21 protein-coding genes are annotated in these 21,582 nt (G+C 59.8%); 8 read left to right on the top strand and 13 right to left on the bottom strand.

Features of this window, described 5'->3' with window-relative positions:
* Nucleotides 1-69: 69 nt before the first annotated feature.
* Nucleotides 70-771 carry a FadR/GntR family transcriptional regulator gene (locus tag IEX01_RS05645; RefSeq protein WP_024555854.1) on the bottom strand — a complete coding sequence of 234 codons (702 nt, stop codon included), beginning with the start codon at nt 769-771 and terminating at the stop codon, nt 70-72.
* A gap of 283 nt (nt 772-1,054) precedes the next feature.
* Between IEX01_RS05645 and IEX01_RS05640 the strand changes: the two genes are divergently transcribed.
* The 3 genes from IEX01_RS05640 (at nt 1,055) to idnD (ending at nt 4,301) form a co-directional block, all read left to right on the top strand.
* Nucleotides 1,055-1,822, top strand: a complete 768-nt coding sequence (locus IEX01_RS05640) for an SDR family oxidoreductase (RefSeq protein WP_024555855.1) — start codon at nt 1,055-1,057, stop codon at nt 1,820-1,822.
* Nucleotides 1,823-1,889: 67 nt separating this feature from the next.
* Nucleotides 1,890-3,251 (top strand): MFS transporter, encoded by a 1,362-nt coding sequence (locus IEX01_RS05635; RefSeq protein WP_188723404.1) that lies wholly within the window; start codon nt 1,890-1,892, stop codon nt 3,249-3,251.
* A 9-nt stretch (nt 3,252-3,260) separates the two neighbouring features.
* Entirely contained in the window at nt 3,261-4,301 is a 1,041-nt protein-coding gene (idnD, locus tag IEX01_RS05630) for an L-idonate 5-dehydrogenase (RefSeq protein ID WP_024555857.1), read from the top strand.
* Nucleotides 4,302-4,364: 63 nt separating this feature from the next.
* Here idnD and IEX01_RS05625 read toward each other — a convergent pair whose 3' ends face one another.
* Both IEX01_RS05625 and IEX01_RS05620 read right to left on the bottom strand, forming a co-directional pair.
* Nucleotides 4,365-6,194: a glycoside hydrolase family 15 protein gene (locus tag IEX01_RS05625; RefSeq protein ID WP_188723403.1), complete on the bottom strand. Its 1,830-nt coding sequence runs from the start codon at nt 6,192-6,194 to the stop codon at nt 4,365-4,367.
* 123 nt (nt 6,195-6,317) lie between these two features.
* Nucleotides 6,318-7,151 carry an SDR family oxidoreductase gene (locus IEX01_RS05620; RefSeq protein ID WP_188723402.1) on the bottom strand — a complete coding sequence of 278 codons (834 nt, stop codon included), beginning with the start codon at nt 7,149-7,151 and terminating at the stop codon, nt 6,318-6,320.
* A gap of 93 nt (nt 7,152-7,244) precedes the next feature.
* On the opposite strand from IEX01_RS05620, the gene IEX01_RS05615 reads away from it, so the two are divergent.
* Nucleotides 7,245-8,180, top strand: a complete 936-nt coding sequence (locus IEX01_RS05615; protein ID WP_188723401.1) for a LysR family transcriptional regulator — start codon at nt 7,245-7,247, stop codon at nt 8,178-8,180.
* Nucleotides 8,173-8,976, top strand: a complete 804-nt coding sequence (locus IEX01_RS05610; RefSeq protein ID WP_188723400.1) for a universal stress protein — start codon at nt 8,173-8,175, stop codon at nt 8,974-8,976. The genes IEX01_RS05615 and IEX01_RS05610 overlap by 8 nt, the downstream gene beginning before the upstream one ends.
* A gap of 30 nt (nt 8,977-9,006) precedes the next feature.
* Here the strand turns inward: IEX01_RS05610 and IEX01_RS05605 are convergent, their stop codons facing one another.
* The gene (locus IEX01_RS05605) at nt 9,007-9,648 is read right to left on the bottom strand and encodes an SMI1/KNR4 family protein (protein ID WP_188723399.1); all 642 of its coding nucleotides are present in this window, start codon (nt 9,646-9,648) and stop codon (nt 9,007-9,009) included.
* A 310-nt stretch (nt 9,649-9,958) separates the two neighbouring features.
* Between IEX01_RS05605 and umuC the strand changes: the two genes are divergently transcribed.
* Nucleotides 9,959-11,212 carry a translesion error-prone DNA polymerase V subunit UmuC gene (umuC, locus tag IEX01_RS05600; RefSeq protein WP_188723398.1) on the top strand — a complete coding sequence of 418 codons (1,254 nt, stop codon included), beginning with the start codon at nt 9,959-9,961 and terminating at the stop codon, nt 11,210-11,212.
* 117 nt (nt 11,213-11,329) lie between these two features.
* Nucleotides 11,330-12,436, top strand: a complete 1,107-nt coding sequence (gene gldA / locus IEX01_RS05595) for a bifunctional L-1,2-propanediol dehydrogenase/glycerol dehydrogenase (RefSeq protein ID WP_048887389.1) — start codon at nt 11,330-11,332, stop codon at nt 12,434-12,436.
* 172 nt (nt 12,437-12,608) lie between these two features.
* Here the strand turns inward: gldA and IEX01_RS05590 are convergent, their stop codons facing one another.
* The 7 genes from IEX01_RS05590 to IEX01_RS05560 all read right to left on the bottom strand — a co-directional run bounded on the left by IEX01_RS05590 (nt 12,609) and on the right by IEX01_RS05560 (nt 18,719).
* On the bottom strand, nt 12,609-13,427 hold the full coding sequence (locus IEX01_RS05590) for a Cof-type HAD-IIB family hydrolase (RefSeq protein ID WP_024555865.1): 819 nt from the start codon (nt 13,425-13,427) through the stop codon (nt 12,609-12,611).
* A gap of 216 nt (nt 13,428-13,643) precedes the next feature.
* Nucleotides 13,644-14,036 carry a 4-carboxymuconolactone decarboxylase gene (gene pcaC, locus IEX01_RS05585; protein ID WP_188723397.1) on the bottom strand — a complete coding sequence of 131 codons (393 nt, stop codon included), beginning with the start codon at nt 14,034-14,036 and terminating at the stop codon, nt 13,644-13,646.
* Nucleotides 14,026-14,799 carry a 3-oxoadipate enol-lactonase gene (gene pcaD / locus IEX01_RS05580; RefSeq protein WP_188723396.1) on the bottom strand — a complete coding sequence of 258 codons (774 nt, stop codon included), beginning with the start codon at nt 14,797-14,799 and terminating at the stop codon, nt 14,026-14,028. The genes pcaC and pcaD overlap by 11 nt, the downstream gene beginning before the upstream one ends.
* Nucleotides 14,796-16,139: a 3-carboxy-cis,cis-muconate cycloisomerase gene (locus tag IEX01_RS05575; RefSeq protein WP_188723395.1), complete on the bottom strand. Its 1,344-nt coding sequence runs from the start codon at nt 16,137-16,139 to the stop codon at nt 14,796-14,798. The genes pcaD and IEX01_RS05575 overlap by 4 nt, the downstream gene beginning before the upstream one ends.
* A gap of 9 nt (nt 16,140-16,148) precedes the next feature.
* On the bottom strand, nt 16,149-17,351 hold the full coding sequence (pcaF, locus tag IEX01_RS05570) for a 3-oxoadipyl-CoA thiolase (protein ID WP_024555869.1): 1,203 nt from the start codon (nt 17,349-17,351) through the stop codon (nt 16,149-16,151).
* 9 nt (nt 17,352-17,360) lie between these two features.
* On the bottom strand, nt 17,361-18,017 hold the full coding sequence (locus IEX01_RS05565) for a 3-oxoacid CoA-transferase subunit B (protein ID WP_024559681.1): 657 nt from the start codon (nt 18,015-18,017) through the stop codon (nt 17,361-17,363).
* A 12-nt stretch (nt 18,018-18,029) separates the two neighbouring features.
* Nucleotides 18,030-18,719 (bottom strand): 3-oxoacid CoA-transferase subunit A, encoded by a 690-nt coding sequence (locus IEX01_RS05560; RefSeq protein WP_024555871.1) that lies wholly within the window; start codon nt 18,717-18,719, stop codon nt 18,030-18,032.
* Between the two features lie 168 nt (nt 18,720-18,887).
* Between IEX01_RS05560 and IEX01_RS05555 the strand changes: the two genes are divergently transcribed.
* Nucleotides 18,888-19,694 carry an IclR family transcriptional regulator domain-containing protein gene (locus tag IEX01_RS05555; RefSeq protein WP_024555872.1) on the top strand — a complete coding sequence of 269 codons (807 nt, stop codon included), beginning with the start codon at nt 18,888-18,890 and terminating at the stop codon, nt 19,692-19,694.
* Here IEX01_RS05555 and smrA read toward each other — a convergent pair.
* Complete coding sequence (gene smrA, locus IEX01_RS05550) at nt 19,691-20,254, bottom strand: DNA endonuclease SmrA (protein ID WP_024555873.1); 564 nt, start codon at nt 20,252-20,254, stop codon at nt 19,691-19,693. The two genes, IEX01_RS05555 and smrA, sit on opposite strands and share 4 nt — an antisense overlap.
* A gap of 360 nt (nt 20,255-20,614) precedes the next feature.
* A complete protein-coding gene (locus tag IEX01_RS05545) occupies nt 20,615-21,514 on the bottom strand; it encodes a LysR family transcriptional regulator (protein ID WP_188723394.1) in 900 nt (299 codons plus the stop codon).
* Nucleotides 21,515-21,582: the final 68 nt, after the last annotated feature.

Genomic DNA, 21,582 nt, shown 5'->3' with positions numbered 1-21,582 from the left:
CGCGTATCTTGTATGATGTCCTACATGTTAAAAGCATTAAAAAGCCCGGGGGCGGGCTTTTACAGGCAATCAGTTGTGGCGTACGTCTTTAATGGCATGCACGTTATGGGTCATGGCGCTGTTGAGCGTCTCTGTGGCCAGCGAAGCGTCGCGGTTTTTCAGCGCCATATAGACTTTGATGTGCGCCTCTACGCTCTCAAGCGTTATTCCCAGCACCCGGTTTAGCTCCTCCAGGTAGTGAACATAGATGCCCTTCAGCGACTCCATTACATGAATAAAGATAGAGTTATGGGAGGCTTTAACAATCGCCAGGTGGAAATCGTAATCCGCCAGCGAATATTTTTTGTAGTCATCCTTGTTAACCAGCATGCGGCTTAGCGCCTTTTCAAGCTCCTGAATATCCTCGTCCGTGGCGTTCTGCACGGCGAGCTCCATGCAGCGAAACTCCACCGTCTGGCGAAACACCCGCATATGGTCGAACTCTTCCTGGGAAAGATGAAGAATGGGCTGGTTATCATTAAACGCGCCGTAGCGCGCCGCATCGCGGGTCACATATGTCCCCTTCCCTTGATGCGTAATTACAACGCCTAAATCACGCAGCTTCTGAACAGCGCTTCTGACGCTTACCCGGCTTACCTGAAACGTGGCCGTCAGTTCCGCTTCAGAAGGCAGCTTACAGCCAGGCTCCCAGACTCCCTCCTGGATGTTCTTTTTCATCTGCTCATAGATAACATCCACAATGTTATGCTTTTGCACACTTTCCAGCGTCACGTCATTAGCCTTTATCGTACTTGTCCTACATGTTCGAATTTTTAACGCGTCCGGCTGTTTATCACAAGATAAATTTTACGCGCCATTCTGTCGCCCTGTCGCAAAGTTAAGAAATATTATTTAACATCAAAAAGATAGTTAAAAACCACGCCGTTTCGCCGTCTGCCTTTGTTAAATATTTGTGAGTTAACCGTCATTTTCTCGCCTCCGCAATTGCCGTCGCCGCTCGCCTCCAGTACAACCATTAGCATTAACTTGTTAGTCATGTTACATGAGGAATGAAATGGGCAATCTTTTCGATCTCACGGGTAAAACGGCGCTGATAACAGGATCCACCCGCGGACTGGGCTTCGCTTATGCCGCCGGGCTGGCGAAGGCGGGCGCTTCGGTTATCCTGAACGGCACCAGCGAGCAGCATATGGACAAGGCGCTGGCTGAGCTTAACGCACAGGGTTTCAACGCCCGCGGTTTTCTCTTTAATGTCGCCAGCGAAGAGGAAATCGAGCGCGTCTTCAGCCAGCTTGATGCGGAAAATGTGCATGTCGACATTGTCATTAACAACGCCGGCATTCAGTTTCGCAAACCCATGCTGGAACTTGCGCTGAGCGACTGGCAGCGCGTGCTGGATATAAATCTGACCAGCGCTTTCCTGGTGGCGCGCGCTGCGGCGCGACGCATGGTGGCCCGTCAAAGCGGCGGGAAAATCATTAATATTGGCTCGCTCACCAGCGAAGCCGCGAGGGCAACCGTCGCGCCCTACACCGCAGCCAAAGGCGGCATCAAGCTGTTAACCAAATCCATGGCGGCGGAATGGGCGGCTTATAACATCCAGTCCAACGGCATCGGCCCCGGCTATATCCTCACCGACATGAATGCCGCGCTGGTCGAGAACAAGGAGTTTGACCAGTGGGTACGCAACAGCAACCCCTCCGGCCGCTGGGGCAAACCCGAGGAGCTGATTGGCACCGCGGTCTACCTCGCCTCTTCCGCCTCCGACTATGTGAACGGGCAAATGATCTACGTCGATGGCGGCTGGCTCGCCACCCTTTAATCGCCGGCTCGCTTCCTGCGCTGAACGCCGGAACGCCGCCTGTCGCTGACTGAAAAAAGGCTAACGAATGAACGCTAAACCTACTCGTACCCGATTCTCAGTGCTTACCCTGTTGTTTGTTGTTACCGCGATTAACTATATGGATCGGGCGAATCTCTCTGTGGCGGGTTCGCATATCCAGGGTGAGTTCGCCTTATCGGCCACCCAGCTTGGCCTGCTTTTTTCGATGTTCACCTGGTTTTACGCCATGAGCCAGATCCCGGTGGGCTACCTGCTCGACCGGATCGGTTCCCGCTGGCTCTACGGCAGCGCTATTGTGCTTTGGAGCGTCTTCACGCTGCTGATGGGTCTGGCCTCTCACCACTTTTTCACCACCGCCACGGCGTCATTCATGATGCTGCTGGCCTGTCGCGCGCTGGTGGGCATCGCGGAAGCGCCCTCGTTTCCCTCTAACACCAAAATTATCGCGACCTGGTTTCCCGACCACGAGCGAGCCCGGGCGACGGCAACCTATTCCAGCGCGCAATACATCGGTCTTGCGCTGCTTACGCCCGCGCTCTCGTTTATCGTTAGCCGCTGGGGCTGGGAGATGTCGTTTTATATTTCAGGTCTGGTGGGCATCGTCTTTGGCATTTACTGGCTTATCGCCTATCGCGACCCGCAGCACAGCAAACGCGTGAACCAGGCGGAGCTGACGTTAATTCGCCAGGGCGGCGGCTATGGTTCAGCATCTCAGGGAACCGACAACCGCGTCGACTGGCCCTCCGTGCGCTACATCTTACGCCAGCGCACCACCTGGGGGCTTTTCATTGCGCAGTTCGCCGCCTCGTCCACGCTCTATTTCTTCCTGACGTGGTTTATCGTTTACCTGGAAAAAGGATTGCACCTCTCTATCGACAAAGCGGGTATCGGTGCGATGTTCCCTTATCTTATGGCGATGGCTGGCGTGCTGTGCGGCGGCACCCTGAGCGACCTGTTGCTAAAACGCGGCCGCAGCCGCACCTTCGCCCGCAAATTACCGGTAATGACCGGCATGCTGCTGACCTGCTCCATCGCGCTGGTTAACTTCTTTCAGGAAAGCCCGGCGATCGCCATCGCCATTCTGTCGGTCGCTTTCTTTGCCAACGCCTTCTCGAATCTGGGCTGGGTGGTGTGCAGCGATGTCATTCCCCGCCATCTGATCGGCACCATCGGCGGCTTTTTGAATATTTTCGGCAACCTTTCCGGGATCGCGAGCCCCATCATTATCAGGGTGATCCTGCAGCGCACCCAGAATTTCCAGTATGCGATGTGGTATATCGCCGCCGTTGCCCTGGCGGGCTTTCTCGCCTACCTGTTCCTTGTCGGCAAAATTGAGGTCATGACGCCGCCCGAAGGTGAGCAGGAAGCGGGGAAAAAGGAAAAATTCAACACACCGTCTAACGCGTAGAGGGACATCATGCAGAATAAAACTGTTAAAGCCGTCATGGTTAAAGGGGCGCGTGATGTGCGCCTGGAAACTCACACCCTCGCCTGGAATGAGGATCAGGTGCTGGTCAAAGTAGAGCGCGGGGGCATTTGCGGCTCTGATATCCACTATTTCCAGCATGGCCGGGCTGGCATGTCCGTGCTCAAATCGCCGATGGTGCTGGGACACGAATTTGTCGGCGTCATTGAGCAGGCGCCGCGTGAAAGCGCCCTGAAGCCCGGCCAGCGCGTGGCCATTAACCCTTCCCAGCCCTGCCAGCAGTGCGACATTTGCCTCAGCGGCAAACAGAACCTGTGCCGCGCAATGCGCTTTATGGGCAGCGCGCAGTTTTATCCGCATGTGAACGGCGGATTCGCGCAATATGTCGCGGTTAATCCGGCGCAATGCGTGCCCTACTCCGAAGCCGCAAAACCTGAAACGATCGCTTTCGCCGAGCCGCTCGCCGTCTGTATTCACGCCGTTAAGCAGGCGGGCGATCTGACCGGCAAGCGCGTGCTGGTCACCGGCGCAGGGCCGATTGGCTGTCTGGTTATCGCAGCGGCGCTCGCCTCTGGCGCAACCGAGGTTATCGCCACGGACATCAGCGCACGCTGTCGGGCGCTGGCGCAGGAGATGGGCGCGTCTTGCGCGCAGGATCCGCGTGACGAACAGGTTATTGAGGCATGGTCGGCGAATGGCGGCGCGTTCGACGTCTGTTTTGAAGCCTCCGGCGCCTCTTCTGCGGTGGCGTCGGTGGTGGGCTACACCCGCCCCGGCGGCATTATCGTGCAGCTCGGTATGGGCGCGGCGGAGGTAAACTACCCTGTCGGACCGCTGCTGGTGAAAGAGATCCAGCTGCGCGGCTCGTTCCGCTTTATCGACGAGTTCACTACTGCGGTCAGATGGCTGGAGGCAGGGAAAATCAACCCGCTGCCGTTACTCTCTGCGCAATTAAACATGGAAGAGGCGGTCGCCGCGCTGGAACTCGCCTCAGATAAAGAACGCGCGGCGAAAGTACAGCTGATATTCTGATTTTAAACCTCATGAGCCGCGCCGTGCGCCACTGCGCGGCTTACCCTTTCTGTAAACGCCCCGCTACGGCTGCCATGTCAGCTCCTCCCCGGCCATTTTCTTATCCAGATAATACGCCGCGCTGATAAGCGCCAGATGAGAAAGCGCCTGCGGGAAATTGCCCAGCGCGTTGCCGAGCGGATCAAATTCCTCTGCGTACAACCCCAGATGGTTGGCGTGGATCAGCACTTTTTCAAATTCGATGCGCGCCTCTTCTAACCGGTCGGCGCGGGCGAGGCATTCGACATACCAGAACGAACAGGCGACGAAGTAGCCCTCTTCGCCGTGCAGGGAGTCCGCCGGCGTTTCGCTGGCGATATAGCGGCGCACCATGCCGCCGCGCACCAGTTTGTTTTTAATGGCGTCGAGGGTCGCCAGCCAGTCGGGGTCTTTGGCGCTGACGAAGCGAAACAGCGGCATCAGCAGCATGGAACCATCGAGATCGCTGCCATGGCGGGTCGAGGTAAAATGGCCGAGATCCGGGTTCCAGAAGTGGGTCCAGATATCTTCGTGGATAGCCTGGCGCACGCTTTCCCATCGTTCATAAGGCATCGACAGCGAGCGTTTAGCGCCAAGGCGCAATGCTCTGTCGAGCGCCACCCAGCACATCAGGCGCGAGTAGAGAAAGTGCTCCGGCTCGCCGCGCATCTCCCAGATCCCGGCGTCGGGGCTGTTCCAGATATCGCAGACGTGATCGACCAGCCGGATAACGTGCTGCCAGCCGCGATGCGGTATGCCGTCGCCATATTTTGTCGTGAGATAAAGGGTGTCCAGCAGTTCCCCGTAGATATCCAGCTGGCGCTGCTGGTAAGCGCCATTACCGATACGCACCGGCGTTGAACCGAAGTGGCCTGCCAGGTGCGGCAGTTCGTGCTCCTGTAAATCGGTGCCGCTGTCCAGCCGGTACATTACCTGCAATTTATCCGGCTCAAACTGGCTGTTCTCCATGCAGGTGCGCACCCAGTGGCCGAACGCTTTCGCTTCATCAATATAGCCAAGACGGATAAGCGCATAGCAGCTAAAGGACGCATCGCGGATCCAGCCGGCGCGGTAGTCCCAGTTGCGCTCGCCGCCGATAAGCTCCGGCAGACCGAACGTGGCAGCGGCGGCGATAGAGCCATGTCGTGTTGAGCTTAAAAGTTTCAGCACCAGCGAGGAGCGGATCACCATCTCCCGCCAGCGCCCGCGGTATTTGTTTTTGCCGACCCACTGCTGCCAGAATGCGAGGGTATCGTGGTGCAGCCGTTCCACTTCCTGCTGCCCCTGCGCCATCACGGCTTCGCTGCCGAGAATAAAAAAAGCCTCTTCGCCGCAGCGCAGCGTGAACTGGCTCTGCACAGCCCCCTCTTCGGCGGTCAGCGGCACAGAAGCGTTCAGCGTGACGGTTTGCTGATTCTCCGCCTGCCAGAGGGCGGTGTTTTCCAGCACCTGGAGATCGGGCGTAAGCCTGGCGTAATCAAACTTCAGACTACAGCGCATGGTTAATGTCGCCTCACCCTGCGCCACTTTAACCCGGCGCACAATGCAAGGCAGCGCCTCCGCAGAGGCCTGAACCGGCATAAAGTCGTTCAGCTCAACGACGCTGTGCTGCGATAGCCAGCGGGTTTGCAGAATATTGCTGTCCGGCAGATAAAACTGCACGGAACGCCACCCTTCCCCTTGCGGCGAAAGCGTAAAAGCGCCCGCGCGCTCATTATCCAGCAGGGCGCTAAACAGCGAAGGGCTGTCGAGTTCCGGCCAGCACCAGAAATCGATAGCGCCTTGCGTGGTGACCAGCGCGCAGGTTCGCAGGTCGCCGATAATGCCGTGCTTGCAGATGGGGCATGGAGAGGAGCTGGCGTCGTTGGCAGTCATGTTTTATCCGGCGCAGGGAGAGGCTGTCGTTCAGCAAGTATAGTTGCGGATTCCGGCGGCTTTGCGCGAATGCGAAAAGTGGAATCGCCCGCTGAACGACGGCCGCGTCTCAACCTCTCCCCATCAGTCATCCTCGCGGTCGGCGGAGAGCGTCAGCGGCTTATTCTCCTCCAGCTCCTTGCGCCGCGCCGCCAGCGCCTTGCTAATTGACTGATAAGCGGTGCTGCCGAGCGCCAGACGCAAAGGCGGCGCGGGCAAATCGGCCGTCAGGATAATGGCCTCCACCGTTTTCGCCGCATCGCCTTTAATGGCAAAGTCGCCCGAGGCGATGGCGCGGCGCATCTCGCTTGCGGGCGTATTCTCATAGCAGGGCAGCGGCGCGGCCTGGTCAAGACCGGTGGCGAAACTTGTCGCGGTCGGGCCTGGCTCGATTATCAGGAAATCAATGCCAAACGTCGCCACCTCATGGGCCACGGATTCGATAAACCCTTCAATGCCCCATTTGGTCGCGTGGTAGAGGCTAAAGTTGGGGTAGGTTATCTGCCCGCCTTCAGAGGAGATTTGCACAATGCGCCCGCCGCCCTGCGCGCGCAGATAAGGCAGCGCGGCGCGGATAAGCTGAATGGAGCCGGTCAGGTTGGTGGCTATTTGCCGCTCGATTTGCGCATCGCTCACCGCTTCCGCCACGCCAAACAGCCCGTAGCCCGCGTTGTTGACCAGCACGTCGATACGCCCCGCCGGGTCAAAAGCCTGCTTCAGCGCAGCCCGCGTCGCTGCGGTATCGGTGACATCCAGCATCACTATGCGCAACTGCTCGCCATAGCGCGCCTGCAAATCATCCAGCGCGCCGGGCCTGCGCAGGGTGGCGATAACGCTGTCGCCGCGCGCCAGCAGACGCTCTGTCAGTAAACGGCCAAGGCCGGTTGAGGTGCCGGTAATAAACCAGGTTTTTGCCATTTTTCCGCTCTCCTGTAGTAAAAACGTACGCCTTTGAGCTTATGCCAGTATGATTGTCAAAATAAGCCACGCTAAACTGCATGAGGAGGTGAAATGCATTCACCAGTTAACCGGCCTACGCTTGCCGATCTCAAGGCTTTTATGGCGGTGGCGGAAGCGCGAAGTTTTCGCCGGGCGGCGGAACTGACCGGCGTCACCCGCTCTGCGCTCAGCCATGCCATTAAGGGTCTTGAGGCGCGGCTGGGCGTTCGTCTGCTGCACCGCACGACCCGAAGCGTGGGCTTAACGCAGGCGGGCGAGCAGCTGTTAACGCGCATCGCGCCGCATATTGCCGGGCTGGAGCAGGCGCTTGAGGAGACAGCCGACACGCAGGGGCAGCTGATAGGCACGCTGCGCATCAACGGCAGCGAAGAGGCGATTCGCCTGTTGCTGGCCGCCGTCGTGCCCGCCTGGTTGCGCCGTTATCCTTCGGTAGAGCTCGATTTAGTGGAAGATGGCCGGCTGGTCGATATTGTCGAACAGGGGTTTGACGCCGGCATCCGGCTTGGCGAAGCCGTACCGGCGGATATGGCCGCCGTGCGCATCGGGAAAACGCAGCGTTTTATCACGGTCGCGTCTGCGGACTACCTTGCCCTGCACGGTTCGCCGCTTACCCCGCAGGATCTTTCCCGGCACGTCTGCATTCGCCAACGGTTGCCGGGCGGCAAGCGTTACCGGTGGGAATTTGGCCAAAAAGGTGAAGAGGTGGCGGTCGATGCGCCTGGCGTTCTGACCCTGAACAATTCGCGCCTGATGGTGGATGCCGCCGCGGCGGGCCTTGGGATCGCGTATGTGCCGGAGCTCAGCGCGCTGGAGGCGTTAAACGCCGGCAGGCTGGTCAAAGTGTTAGAAGCGTGGTGCCCGGAAATCCCCGGGCTGTTTCTTTACTTCCCGGCGAACCGCCATATTCCCGCCAGCCTGCGGGCGTTTATCGGGATAATCAGGGAATACAACGCGGGCGACCTGTCGCAAAGGGAGAGTGATGAATAAACCTGTTATTGCCTGCCTGGAAGCGTCAGCCGCCGCCCGCTCCGTATGCGACTACGCCGCCTGGGCGGCGGCCACCCTCGGCGCGCCGCTCGCCCTGCTGCATATGCTGGCGGAGGTTGACCGCCCTGACGTCATGATCGGTGAAACGTCGCTGACAACGCAACTTGGGGAAGTCGAAGCGGAGCGGCGGCGGTTACGCATGGCGCAGGGCCAGGACTTGCTGGCTGAGTGCGCCGCGCGGCTAAAGCCGTCCGGTTATGAGAAGGCGCAACAGCTGCAAAAACAGGGCTCGCCTGCCGAAATCCTGCAAGAACTGACAGAAACGCGCCTGCTGGTGCTCGGCGATGACGGCGCGCGCCACCCGGTCGGCAGCCCGCTGGAGAGCCTGATTCGCCTGCATCGCGGAACGGTGTTGGCGGTGCCGGAGACCTTCACGGCGCCATCCCGCGCCCTGTTTGCTTACGACGCCAGCATGGAGTGCCGCAAACACCTGGCGCGCCTGACGGCGAGCCCGCTGCTCTACGGCATGGAATGCCATATTGTGATGGTAAACGGCAATGCCACCGCGCTTCAGGATGCCTTTGAGGCATTACATAAAGCGGGCATCCGGGCGCAGGCGTTTATGCTGGAGGGGACCTCGGTGGCCGACTCGCTCTGCCGCCATGCGCAAGCGCATAACATCGACCTTATCGTCATGGGCGCCTGGGGACACTCGCAGCGGCGGCGCTATTTTATCGGCCGCCACGCGGCGGACATGCTGTTCCGCCGCCGCCTGCCGCTGATGCTGCTGCGCTAAAAAACGCGGCCGCCGGGCCGCGTTTTACCGCTATTTCGCAGGAAACATAACCGCCAGCGAGTCCAGAAAATGGTATTTTTCCGGCCTCAGCGTGTTAAAACTTCTGCCGCCATCTTCTTCTTCGCGGATGTTGACGTTTCCCGCCTTCAGTTCCGTCAGCATCCATGCCAGGAAAGCGTCTAAATCCGGCGCTACGGCAATTTTTCGCGCTTCATCACGACCAAAGTTAATAACCTGCCCCGGGGCGCCCAGCGCGTCGGGATCGAGATCGATACCCAGATAATTTCCGCCCCAGTCACAGGCGAAAGGCACCCATCGCGGATTGCTGTATTCACATTTAATATACCCCTGGGGCGTGGACGACATGCCGCTGTTCATCTCTGCCCACTCCAGTGGCGAAAAGCTTTCGGCAACCTCCCGCCAGCTTTTCAACTCCTGCATCACCTGGTCGAGCGGCAGAAAACTCAACCCATACCACGGGCCGCTATTTACCTCCATCTTCTGGCCATCGTGCCAGCGATAAAGCGAGAGAAAGGCTGGCGGAAGCGGCGCGCCAGGCAGCATCGCCTGAAGGGCTTCCAGCGTTTGCGCATCGGCGCCCGGGTTAAGATCCGTTGCCACTTCAGGCAACGTTTCCGTTAGCCATCGTTCCAGTTCATTAAGTAATTGCATGGTTTTCCCTTGTTGCCTGCGTCAGCCCGTATCGTGAAGCGCTGCGTATGAATGATCAACCTGCAGTTTGGCAACCGCGGGTCACGCTGACGGTTCGGCCCGGCTGGCAGGGCATTTTCCGTATTGGCTAAAAAAGTCCGTAAAGCGCCTTGATTATCATCGGCTTTCAAGAATACTGTATATAAAAACAGTATTCAGGAGATCACTATGGATGGCGCAACCCGATTTCGCTTTTCGCCAGGCGTTATTCGCCCGGCGGCCTTTCGCTCTGCCGCTGGCGCGCTGAGACAAACTACACGGGCGCAGAACCATGTACGCCCTCATTGACGTTAACAGCTTCTATACCAGCTGCGAGACTATCTGGCGGCCGGATCTGCTTAACAAGCCGGTGGTGGTGCTGTCGAACAATGACGGCTGCATTATTTCCCGCTCGGCGCAGGCAAAGCGGCTTGGCGTCAAAATGGGCGCGCCTTACTTTCAGCAAAAAGCGTTGCTGGAGCGCGAAGGCGTGGTGGTCTTCAGCAGCAACTATGCGCTTTACGGCGACATGAGCCAGCGGGTGATGACCACGCTTGAAGCGATGTGCCCGCGGGTCGATGTCTACAGCATCGACGAAGCCTTTGCCGATTTAAGCGGTATCGGCGACCTGGAAGCCTTCGGTCGCGCGATTCGCGACACCGTCTATCAGCATACCCGGCTGACGGTGGGCGTCGGCATTGCGCCAACCAAAACCCTCGCCAAGCTCGCTAACCATGCGGCGAAAACCTGGACCAAAACTGGCGGCGTGGTGGATCTCTCAAGCCCACTGCGCCAGCGCAAGCTGATGGCCCTGTTGCCGGTGAGCGAAGTCTGGGGCGTGGGGCGTCGGCTCTCGTCGCGCCTTAACGCCATGGGAATTGAGAACGCGCTGCAGCTGGCGCAAAGCGATATTGGCTTTATCCGTAAAAATTTCAGCGTGGTGCTGGAGCGCACGGTCCGCGAGCTGCGGGGCGAGTCGTGCCTGGCTTTTGAAGAGACGCCCGCCACGAAGCAGGAGATAATCAGCTCCCGCTCGTTTGGTAAAAAAGTCAGCGACTATAAAGAGGTGCGCGAAGGCATCTGCACCTGGGCGGCGCGGGCGGCGGAAAAATTGCGCGCCGAAAGGCAATACTGCCGCTACGTCAGCGCTTTTGTGAAAACCAGCCCGCACGACGCGCATGCCCCTTACTACAGTAACCGCGCCGGCATCACCCTCTCCACGCCCACTCACGACACCCGCGATATTCTCGCCGCCGCCGTCCGTTGTCTGGAGGCTATCTGGCGCGAAGGGCTGCACTATCAGAAGGCTGGCGTCATGCTGGGCGACTTTTTCAGCCAGGGCGTGGCGCAGCTCAATCTTTTCGACCCCTATGCGCCAAAAGCCAACAGCGAAGCGCTAATGACGGTGATGGATAAGCTTAATCAGCAGGGCAAAAATCGCCTCTGGTTCGCCGGCCAGGGCATCACACAGGCGTGGGGAATGAAGCGCGAATACCTCTCGCCCGCCTGGACCACCCGGCTAAGCGACGTCCCTGTTTGCCGCTGATTTTTACATCCTGCCTGGATATAGCGCAAAAAAAGCGCGCCCTGGCGCGGGTAGACTTGAGAAAGAAACGCGAAAAGCCGTTTCGTTATCGGAACTTATAACGTAAGGAGGCAGTTTATGGACCGTATTATTCAGTCACCCGGCAAATACATCCAGGGCGCAGGCGTGCTGGCGCGCATAGGGGAATATATCAAACCGCTGGCGGCCACCTGCCTGGTGGTGGGCGATAAATTCGTGCTCGGTCTGGTAGAGGAACAGCTTCGCGCAAGCTTTGCACAGGCGGGCGTGAAAGCGGAAATCGCGCCGTTTGGCGGTGAATGCTCGCAAAACGAAATTAACCGTTTACGTACGCTCGCTGAGCGCGCGCGCTGCGGCGCGGTGCTGGGCATCGGCGGCGGTAAAACGCTTGATACCGCCAAAGCGCTGGCCCATTTTATGGCGCTGCCGGTGGCGATTGCGCCCACCATCGCCTCTACCGACGCGCCCTGCAGCGCGCTTTCCGTCATTTACAGCGACAGCGGCGAATTTGAACGCTACCTGCTGTTGCCTGCGAACCCCAATATCGTGGCGGTGGATACGCAGATCGTCGCGGGCGCCCCGGCGCGTCTGCTGGCGGCGGGCATTGGCGACGCCCTCGCCACCTGGTTTGAGGCGCGCGCCTGCGCACGCAGCGGCGCAGGCACCATGGCAGGCGGGCGCAGCACCCAGGCCGCGCTCGCGCTGGCGGAACTTTGCTATAAAACGCTGCTGGCCGAAGGGGAAAAAGCGATGCTCGCCGCACGTCAGCATGTAGTTACCGAAGCGCTGGAGCGCGTAGTGGAAGCGAACACCTATCTTAGCGGCGTCGGTTTTGAAAGCGGCGGACTCGCGGCGGCGCACGCGGTGCACAATGGGCTCACGGCAATTCCCGACGCTCACCACTATTACCACGGCGAAAAAGTCGCCTTCGGCACGCTGGTGCAACTGGTGCTGGAAAACGCGCCGCAGGAAGAGCTGGAAGCGGTTCTGCGCCTGACGCATGCGGTCGGGCTGCCGGTCACCCTCGCAGAGCTGGATATCAAAGAAGATGTGGCAGCGAAAATGCGCCTCGTGGCGCAGGCGGCCTGCGCCGAAGGCGAAACCATCCACAATATGCCAGGCGGCGTAACGGTAGACCAGGTTTACGCCGCGCTGCTGGTGGCGGACCAGTATGGGCAGCAGTGGCTCAGTGCGCGAAGCGTGTAAGCCCTCTCTCCCGGCGGGCGGGCGCAGCGCCATCCGCCGGGTTGTTGTTCGCTCCGCCTTTGCGGCGTTCGGGCTTCACCCTCGCCCCTTTAAGGGGTGCCGCCGCTTGCCAAAACGGCTCAGCAAAGCGCCCCGCCGTGTGCTACGCGCCCCGCCCGTACGGCGACAACTCTCACGCCTCGTTAAAAGGCGCTTCCCCTTTCAGCACCGCGTCAATCACCTGCAACGCGCCGCTGTCGTTGTTAGAGCCGGTTGCGTATTTCGCTATCGCTTTCACATCGCTCACCGCGTTATCCATAGCGAAGGAATAGGCGGCAAGCTGTAACATCTCCACGTCGTTGCCGCTGTCGCCCACCGCAACGCACTGCGCTTTTTCCACGCCCCAGCGCTTCATCAGGCGCAGCAGGCCGCTGGCTTTATGCGAGCCGGGGATGATTAAATCGACAAAGCCGTAGCCGCTGGTCACCGGCTTCACGATGCCATCCAGCGTGTGGTGCAGGCTTTCCACCAGCGAAGGAATTTCCGCATCCGGCAGATTCAGCGAAAACTTGAAAATAACATCGTCGATTGCGTAGAGATCTTCTACAGGTTGCAGGCGATGATAATGTTTTGCCATCAGGCTGACAAAAGCCTCCGGCGCGCCCGCCTGGTAATACGCGCTTTCCAGGCCGCAGACCACGAAGTTAATTCCCTCAAACGCCGAGAGCGCGTCAATCACCGCATGATATTGCTCACGGGTTAGCGCGCCGTGGTGAACGCGCTCGCCATGGTCGTAAACCAGCGCGCCATTCTCCGCGACAAACGAGATCTCGTCACGAATTTCCGGGAAGAAGGAGATAAGCTGGTAATACTGGTTGCCGCTCGCCACCACAAACTGGATATCCCTTTCCTTCAGCGCGCGATACTGTTGCAGGAACCGCGCCTTGTCGTAGGTTTTTTTGTCGTTCAGAAAGGTGCCGTCCATATCGACCGCGATGAGCTTGATTTTCATACTGCCTCATTGATTCGTTAACTCAGTCACAGAACATGCTAGCATTCTTTAATTGAAGAAACATATGAATAAAAGACGAATCATCTTCATTTGAAATGCCTATCAGTAAGTGAAAACGCGGGCGAGCAAGGCTTGCAGAAGCGATAATCCTTAAAACAAAACGCCCGGCGAGAATGGCCGGGCGCATGAATAAGCCGCATGAATAAGCGTAGTAACCTAACCCTCCTGCTGCGCGTCCTGCTCGTCGAAAACCTGCTGCGCCAGATGCATCGTCGCGTTAGCGGCAGGCAGGCCGCAATAGAGCGCGGAGTGCATGATCAGCTCTTTTAACTCCTCCCGCGTGACGCCGTTGTTAAACGCCGCGCGCAGGTGCATTTTCAGCTCCGCTTCGCGGTTCAGGGCAATCAGCATAGCGATGGTTATCATGCTGCGGGTATGGCGATCGAGGCCAGGACGCGTCCAGGTTTCGCCCCAGGCGTAGCGGGTAATAAAGTGTTGAAACTCGTTGTTAAGCGGCGTCAGGTTGGCCAGCGTACGATCCACATGCGCGTCGCCCAGCACCGCCCGACGCACCGCCATCCCCTGCTCGTAACGTTCCTCATCCTGCATGCCGTGCCTCCTGACTGAGTAAAAAAGCGATTAACGCGTCGTTAAATGCCTGCGGCGCTTCAACATTGGATAAATGCGAAGCGGGCACTATCGTAAGCTGCGAACCGGCGACCTGCTGCTGAAGAAACTCGCCGTCGGCGACGGTGGTCACCGGGTCCTGCTCCCCGGCGAGAACCAGCAGCGGCAGCGTAATCGCCTTTATTTCATGGCGCAGATCGGCTTCGGCCAGCGCCTCGCAGCAGGCGGCGTAGCCTTCGGCGTCGGACCGGGCAAGCTGGTCAATAAGCGGCTCGATAAGCTGCGGCGAGCGGTGACGGAACGCCTCGCTGAACCAGCGCTGCGCTGCGCCTGCGGCAACAGTGGCCATCCCTTCCTCACGCACGCTACGGGCGCGATCCAGCCAGCCCGCCGGCTCGCCAATTTTCGCCGCGCTGTTGGCGATGGTAACGGAAAGCAGGCGCTCCGGTGCGAAACGCGCCAGCCACAATCCTGTCAGCCCGCCCATAGAAATGCCGCAGAAGTGCGCTTTTTTAATGTTGAGAGAATCCAGAAGCGTAAGCACATCCCCGGCAAGTTGTGACAACGTCACCTGCCCCTTTTTGGCGGTTTGCCCATGGCCGTGGGTGTCGTAGCGCAGCACGCGAAAGCGCGCTGTCAGCGCCGCCAGCTGCGGCTCCCATAAGGAAAGCGTGGTGCCAAGCGAGTTGGAGAGTACCACGACCGGCGCCCCTTCAGGCCCGTCGAGTTGATAATGAAGTGTCATAACGATTCCTTGTAACGCGCCAGCACCTGGCGGATAAAGACCGGCGCGCTGCCGGTCGCCTCCAGCGGCGAAAGCAGGCGCGCGATCTCGTCTTCGGAAAAATAGCGGCGGATAAGCGCGTCATCGACCAGCAGCGTCTGCAGCGCCACGCCTTCATCCAGCGAACGGTGGCAAAGCGGCTCCAGATGCTGGTGCGCCGCCTGTTTGCCGATATGCTCAGCAAGCTTTAGCGTCACTGGCTCGGCCATAATCAGCCCATGGGTGATGTGCAGGTTTTCGCGCATTTTTTCCGGGAAGACCTGCATATCGCGGATCAGCTCAAGGCTGGTCTGCATAACCCCGCCGGCAAGGGTAATAATGTCCGGCAGCGTCTCCCACTCCGCCTGCCAGCCGCCGAGCGCCCTTTCATGCTGCTGTAGCTGGCTTGCGTAAAGCGTCGCCATCAGGCCGGGCAGCCGCGTGGTCGCCGTGAGAATAGCCGCGCAGGCAACCGGGTTGCGCTTGTGCGGCATGGCGGACGAGCCGCCGCGCCCTTGCGCTACCGGCTCCGCCGCTTCCCCGACTTCGGTCTGCATCAGCAAGGCGAAATCGCTGGCGAACTTGCCAAGCGTGGCGGCGACGCCTGCATACCAGCCGCCCACCTCCAGCAGCCTGTCGCGCTGGCTGTGCCAGGGCGTGTCGGGAAGCGAAAGTGAAAGCGCTGAGGCCAGCGCCTGCGCCACCTGCGGCCCCTTTTCCTCAAGTGACGCCAGCGTCCCCGCCGCGCCGCCAAACTGGGCAGCCAGCGCGCGCGGACGAATTTCTTTCAGCCTTTCCTGCCAGCGCAGCAGCGCATCCAGCGTGCCTGCGAGCTTCAGCCCAAAGGTAGTGGGCAGCGCATGTTGCAGCCAGGTGCGCCCCGCCATCACCGTTTGCTGGTGGCGCGCCGTCTGCTGCGCCAGCGCGGCCAGCAGATCCTTCAGCAAGGCTTCGGTTTCCGTGAAGGCGTCGCGCAGTTGCAGCATCAGTCCGCTGTCGATGATGTCCTGGCTGGTGGCGCCCCAGTGCACATAGCGAGCCGCTTCGTCATCCGCGGCCTTTACGCAGGCGGTAAGTTGCTTGACCAGCGGAATGGCGAGGTTGCCCGCCCCCGCCGTCGCCTGCGCCAGCGCGCCGAGGTCTAATTGCGCGACCTTGCAATGGTCCGCTATCACTGCCGCCGCTTGCGCAGGCACAATGCCGCACTGCGCCTGCGCCTGCGCAAGCGACGCCTCGACATCCAGCATCCGTTGCAGCGTCGCTTCGTCGCTGAAAAGCGGCGTCAGCCTGGAAGGCCGCAGCAGCGGGGTGAGAAGTTTCATTCCGGCTCCTTAAACGCGTTCGATAATAAGCGCTATGCCTTGTCCTACGCCGATGCACATGGTGCACAGGGCGTAGCGCCCGCCGGTGCGCTTAAGCTGCAGCGCGGCGGTCATGGCGATGCGGCCGCCGGAAGCGCCAAGCGGGTGGCCGAGCGCGATGGCCCCGCCATTGGGGTTCACATGCTCTGCCGCATCCGGCAGCCCGAGGTCGCGCGTTACCGCCAGCGCCTGGGCGGCAAACGCTTCATTAAGTTCGATAACGTCCATCTGATCAAGCGACAAACCCGTTTGCGCCAGTACTTTACGCACCGCCGGCGCCGGGCCGAAGCCCATAATGCGCGGCGCCACGCCCGCTGTCGCCACGCCGGCCACCCGCGCCAGCGGCTGCAAACCGTGCGTACGCATCGCCTGCTCGCTTGCCAGCAACAGCGCGCAGGCGCCGTCGTTTACGCCGGAGGCGTTGCCTGCTGTCACCGTACCGTCCTCCCGTACCACCGGCTTGAGTTTCGCCAGCGCCTCGCGCGAGGTGGCGCGCGGGTGTTCGTCGCGGGTAAAGCTGAGCGGCTCGCCTTTGCGCTGCGGGATAAGCACCGGGATAAGCTCGTCGTCAAACAGCCCCATCTCCTGGGCCCGGGCGGTGCGAAGCTGGCTGCGCAGCGCGAAAGCATCCTGGTCTTCGCGGCTGATGCCAAACTGCGCGGCGACGTTCTCCGCCGTTTCCGGCATGGAATCGACGCCATAACGCGCTTTCATTAACGGGTTGATGAAGCGCCAGCCGATGGTAGTGTCTTCAAGCGCCATACTGCGGCTGTAAGCGCTCTGCGCTTTGCCCATTACAAACGGCGCGCGGGACATGCTCTCCACGCCGCCCGCCACCATGAGGTGCGTTTCGCCGCTTTTGATGGCCCGCGCCGCCACGCCGATGGCGTCGAGGCTTGAGCCGCACAGGCGGTTGACGGTGCTGCCTGGCACCGTTTCCGGCAGGCCTGCCAGCAGCAGCGCCATGCGCGCCACGTTGCGGTTATCCTCCCCCGCCTGGTTTGCGCAGCCGTAAATTATGTCGTCAATCAGCGCCGGGTCGAGATTCGGATTGCGCTCCAGCAGCGCTTTTAACGGCAGCGCCGCCAGGTCGTCGGCGCGCACGCCAGCCAGCGTTCCGCCAAAGCGGCCAAAGGGGGTGCGCACCGCATCGCAAATAAAAGCCTGAGTCATTATCGTTCCTTACGCGCTCTGCGCCAGTTGCCCGAAGCTGAGTTTGACCGGCGTCAGCCGCTGCAGCTCTTCAAAAGAGAGGCCGTTGACGATTTCACGCACGACCGGCCCTTCAGGGGTGATATCGATGACCGCGAGGTCGGTATAAATACGGCTGACGCAGCCGACGCCGGTAAGCGGATAGCTGCAGGCTTCCACCAGCTTGCTCTCGCCTTCGCGCGTAAGCAGCTCCATCATCACAAAAACCTGGCGCGCGCCGATGGCGAGATCCATCGCGCCGCCCACCGCCGGAATGGCGTCCGGCGCGCCGGTGCTCCAGTTCGCCAGGTCGCCCGACGCGGAAACCTGATAGGCGCCGAGCACGCAAATATCCAGATGCCCGCCGCGCATCATGGCGAACGAGTCGCCGTGGTGGAAAAAGCTGCCGCCGGTGAGCAGCGTGACGTGCTCTTTTCCGGCGTTGATAAGCTCCGGATCTTCCTCCCCTGGCGCGGGCTTCGGCCCCATGCCGAGCAGGCCGTTTTCGCTGTGCAGGAAGATCTCTTTATCGGCGGGCAGATAGTTGGCGATGCGGGTCGGCAGGCCAATGCCTAAGTTCACATAAGCCCCTTCCGGGATATCGCGCGCCACGCGCTGCGCCATTTCGTCACGGGTGAGTCGTTTCATCAGTGAATATCCTTATGCGCTCTGCGCCAGAGTGGAAGCCGGATCCAGCGCCACCACGCGCTGCACGAAAATGCCGGGGGTGATGATGTGCTCGGGGTCAAGCTCCCCCAACGGCACCAGCTGGCTGACCTGCGCGATGGTCGTGGCGGCCGCCGTCGCCATGATAGGCCCGAAGTTGCGCGCCGCCTTGCGGTAGACCAGGTTGCCCCAGCGGTCGCCCTGGAAAGCTTTGATAAGCGCGAAGTCCGCTTTCAGCGGGTATTCCAGCACGTAATGGCGACCGTCGATTTCGCGGGTCTCTTTGCCTTCGGCGAGCGGCGTGCCGTAGCCGGTCGGGGTAAAGATGGCGCCAAGCCCCGCCCCCGCCGCCTGAATGCGGGCGGCCAGGTTGCCCTGCGGCACCAGTTCCAGCGCCACTTTGCCGCGGCGATAGAGATCGTCGAACACCTGGGAGTCTACCTGGCGCGGGAAGGAGCAGATCATTTTGCGCACCCGCCCCGCCTTCAGCAACGCGGCCAGCCCCACTTCGCCATTGCCGGCGTTGTTGTTGATGATAGTGAGGTCGCTCGCCCCCTGGGCTATCAGGGCGTCAATCAGCTCGGTGGGCTGACCGGCGGGGCCAAAGCCGCCAATCATGATGGTGGCGCCGTCCGGGATCCCGGCGACGGCCTCTTCCAGCGAGGGCACGCTTTTATCAATCATCCTCTGCTCCTTGATGTGCGATCATCGCACCGTTATGCGTTGTTCGAACAAAATGTGACGCCGCTAACGAGTCCGGTCAAGGGCGATAATCGAAATATGGTGCGATAATCGAACATGGGTTATCTTTGTTCACAGAGTGTGATCGAGCGCGTAATCAGGAGAAAAATGATGGCGATACACCCGCAAGACCGCCTTAGCGGCGACGCCGACCCGTTTAAGGGCGACCCGAATTTTATGGCTTCGCTGGCGCGGGGGCTGGAAGTGATTCAGGCTTTTACGCCGCAGCGGCGGCTGCTTTCTATTTCGCAAATAAGCCAGAAGACCGGCATCCCGCGCGCCGCCGTGCGTCGTTGCCTCTACACGCTTGGCAAGCTCGGGTTTGTGTATGCGGAAGACGGCAAAAACTATCAGCTGCGCCCGCGCATTCTTTCGCTCGGCCACGCCTATCTCGCCTCGACGCCGCTGGCGCGCGCCGCCCAGCCGGTGCTGAAACAGCTAAGCGAAATGCTCAATGAGTCCTGCTCTATCGCCACGCTGGACGGCGACGACATTCTCTATATCGCCCGCGCCTCCAGTTCGCGCATCATGACTATCGATCTGGATATCGGCAGCCGCCTGCCCGCCTGGTCCACTTCCATGGGCCGCGTGCTCTTAAGTTACCTTCCGGAAGAGCAGTTAAACGCACTGCTTGGGCGCATTACGATGATCCGCTATACGCCGCAGACGGTAGATTCGGTGGCGAAGCTGCGCGAAGAGCTAAAGCGGGTGCGCCAGCAAGGCTATGCGCTAAACGATCAGGAACTGGAGATGGGGTTGCGGTCGATTGCGGTGCCGCTGATGAACCCGCAGGGGGGTGTGGAAGCGGCGCTGAACGTGGGGGTGCACGCGGGGCAGGTTTCCGCTGAAGAGCTGCGAACCCGCGTGCTGCCGGAACTGCAAAATGCCGCCCGGGAGCTGGCGTTGCTGCTGGATTAACGGCTGCGCTTGGCGTGCCGTTCCCAGTTCTCCTGTTTGGCCTCGTCCGATTTTTTCAGCGCCACGTAGCAGGCGCCCGCGCCGCCGTGATGCGCAAGCGCCGTGCAGTAGGCCTGCACTTCATCGAACTCGGTCAGCCAGCGCGCCAGATAGCTGCGCACAATATTGGCGTGCGACTTATCTTCCCGCCCTTTGCCGTGAATGATAAGCAGGTTGCGCAAGCCGTCGCGACGGGCCTGATGGATAAAAGCGAACAGTTGCTGGCGGCACTGCTCCACCGGCTGGCGCAGCAGATTGAGGCTCGCCTGCTGGCTGTATTTGCCAAGGCGCAGCTTCTCCAGCACGCCGTTTTGCAGCCCTTCGCGTTTAAACTCCAGCGGCTCGGCGAGCGGTATGATGTCAAGAAAGCCGGTGGTGAGAAAGTTATCCAGCTGCAGCGCATCCAGCCGCTGCGGGGCGCGGTTTTTCACCGGCTTCACCCACTGCGTGGATTCACAATTTTTAAGGGGTTTGACATCTTCCATGGCGTCAAGAAAAAGCGATTTGTCGTCAGGGTGCACGGTCAATCCTCCGGGTACTGCGCAAAGGTTCACACTATAACCCTCCTCCGCACGCGGCTCAACGCTACCGCGCCCGGAAAAAGAGGACCGCTAAGAAGCCACAATTATGGATGTAAAACCAGTGGAATTCTTCTTAAGGGCGCTTTTTTGCCTACCTTTTGAGCAATTCGCAGCGAAAAACAGGAATAGATAAATAAATGTTAACTATTTGTGAAAGATGTCACTTAACGGTCATCACGTCCCGCCTGAAAAGCGCGTATATATATTCATACCCACAGTGTACGGAATAAGTGTGGGGCAAGGTCCCGGAAGCACTGCTGTGTCCTGTAGAGCCTGGCTGATGTCGGCAGGCTCTATTTTTTATGGGCGGGATTCACGGCGAAATGCGGTGATAAGGGCGCTGGTGAGCGGCGTTGGCGTGGTGTCGCGCCGCTGGATCAGGTAGTAAGCGGCCTTCGGCAGGCTCTCCGCCACCGGAATTTGCGTAAGCCGCGGCGCCAGCAGCGGGTCCGCGCCCAGCTCCTGCGGCAATATCGACAAAAAATCGCTCTGCGCCACCAGGCTTATGCAGGAAGAGAACGTTTCGCATACCACGCTGATGCGGGGCGTCTGCGCCCGGTGGTGGAAAAGATCTTCCAGATGCTTGTAATAACTGCCGCGCGGGGTCGGCATCGTCCAGTCATAAGCCATTAGCTCATCAAGCGAACGGGCCGCCGCCGCCGGATGCCCCTGGCGGGCAAAGACGGCAAACGGTTTTTCAAACAGCTTTTCAAACGTGAACTCTCTGTCGTACGGCCCCTTATAATAGGTGTTGATAGTGAAATCGAGTTCGCCCTGGCGCAGCTCGTTAATCATCGACACCAGTTGCCCTTCCATAATCCTGACTTTGACCTGCGGATGCTGCTGGTGAAAGCGAGAGATCACCGCTGGCATCAGGCTTCGCGCTACGCTTGCGCCAAGGCCGATGTTTATCTGTCCGGCAAGCTGCCCCTGGCGCTGGCGGATATCCTCCTGCGCGGCGCGCAGCTCTTCCAGAATCAGCCTCGCGTGCTGATAAAAACTCTCCCCGCATTCTGTCAGCGCCACCCCCTGGCTGCGGCGAATAAACAGACGCGCGGCTATCCCTTCTTCCAGCTCCTTGATCGATTTGGTTAACGCGGGCTGGGAGATATTAAGCGTGCGGCTGGCGCTGCGAATGCTGCCGTGACGGGCCACTTCCACAAAGGCGCGGATCTGGTGAAATTTAACCTGAAAAGACATCCCTACCCCGATAACCATTGTTTATCAGACAAAAGAAACTGGCATCTACTGTAAAGCAAAGGCTTGTG

This window comes from Franconibacter daqui, assembly GCF_014644275.1.
GTDB lineage: Bacteria > Pseudomonadota > Gammaproteobacteria > Enterobacterales > Enterobacteriaceae > Franconibacter > Franconibacter pulveris.
This window is presented reverse-complemented; position numbering and strand designations above follow the sequence as displayed.

Excerpts from the sequence above, each read along its gene's own strand:
- IEX01_RS05560 (WP_024555871.1), bottom strand. The coding sequence starts at position 18,719 with ATGATTGATAAAAGCGTGCCCTCGCTGGAAGAGGCCGTCGCCGGGATC.
- IEX01_RS05575 (WP_188723395.1), bottom strand. The coding sequence starts at position 16,139 with ATGAAACTTCTCACCCCGCTGCTGCGGCCTTCCAGGCTGACGCCGCTT.
- IEX01_RS05610 (WP_188723400.1), top strand. The coding sequence starts at position 8,173 with ATGAATAAACCTGTTATTGCCTGCCTGGAAGCGTCAGCCGCCGCCCGC.
- pcaF (WP_024555869.1), bottom strand. The coding sequence starts at position 17,351 with ATGACTCAGGCTTTTATTTGCGATGCGGTGCGCACCCCCTTTGGCCGC.
- pcaD (WP_188723396.1), bottom strand. The coding sequence starts at position 14,799 with ATGACACTTCATTATCAACTCGACGGGCCTGAAGGGGCGCCGGTCGTG.
- IEX01_RS05635 (WP_188723404.1), top strand. The coding sequence starts at position 1,890 with ATGAACGCTAAACCTACTCGTACCCGATTCTCAGTGCTTACCCTGTTG.
- IEX01_RS05545 (WP_188723394.1), bottom strand. The coding sequence starts at position 21,514 with ATGTCTTTTCAGGTTAAATTTCACCAGATCCGCGCCTTTGTGGAAGTG.
- IEX01_RS05640 (WP_024555855.1), top strand. The coding sequence starts at position 1,055 with ATGGGCAATCTTTTCGATCTCACGGGTAAAACGGCGCTGATAACAGGA.
- IEX01_RS05605 (WP_188723399.1), bottom strand. The coding sequence starts at position 9,648 with ATGCAATTACTTAATGAACTGGAACGATGGCTAACGGAAACGTTGCCT.
- pcaC (WP_188723397.1), bottom strand. The coding sequence starts at position 14,036 with ATGCAGGATGAGGAACGTTACGAGCAGGGGATGGCGGTGCGTCGGGCG.
- IEX01_RS05565 (WP_024559681.1), bottom strand. The coding sequence starts at position 18,017 with ATGAAACGACTCACCCGTGACGAAATGGCGCAGCGCGTGGCGCGCGAT.
- IEX01_RS05615 (WP_188723401.1), top strand. The coding sequence starts at position 7,245 with ATGCATTCACCAGTTAACCGGCCTACGCTTGCCGATCTCAAGGCTTTT.
- idnD (WP_024555857.1), top strand. The coding sequence starts at position 3,261 with ATGCAGAATAAAACTGTTAAAGCCGTCATGGTTAAAGGGGCGCGTGAT.
- umuC (WP_188723398.1), top strand. The coding sequence starts at position 9,959 with ATGTACGCCCTCATTGACGTTAACAGCTTCTATACCAGCTGCGAGACT.
- IEX01_RS05555 (WP_024555872.1), top strand. The coding sequence starts at position 18,888 with ATGGCGATACACCCGCAAGACCGCCTTAGCGGCGACGCCGACCCGTTT.
- IEX01_RS05625 (WP_188723403.1), bottom strand. The coding sequence starts at position 6,194 with ATGACTGCCAACGACGCCAGCTCCTCTCCATGCCCCATCTGCAAGCAC.
- IEX01_RS05620 (WP_188723402.1), bottom strand. The coding sequence starts at position 7,151 with ATGGCAAAAACCTGGTTTATTACCGGCACCTCAACCGGCCTTGGCCGT.
- IEX01_RS05590 (WP_024555865.1), bottom strand. The coding sequence starts at position 13,427 with ATGAAAATCAAGCTCATCGCGGTCGATATGGACGGCACCTTTCTGAAC.
- gldA (WP_048887389.1), top strand. The coding sequence starts at position 11,330 with ATGGACCGTATTATTCAGTCACCCGGCAAATACATCCAGGGCGCAGGC.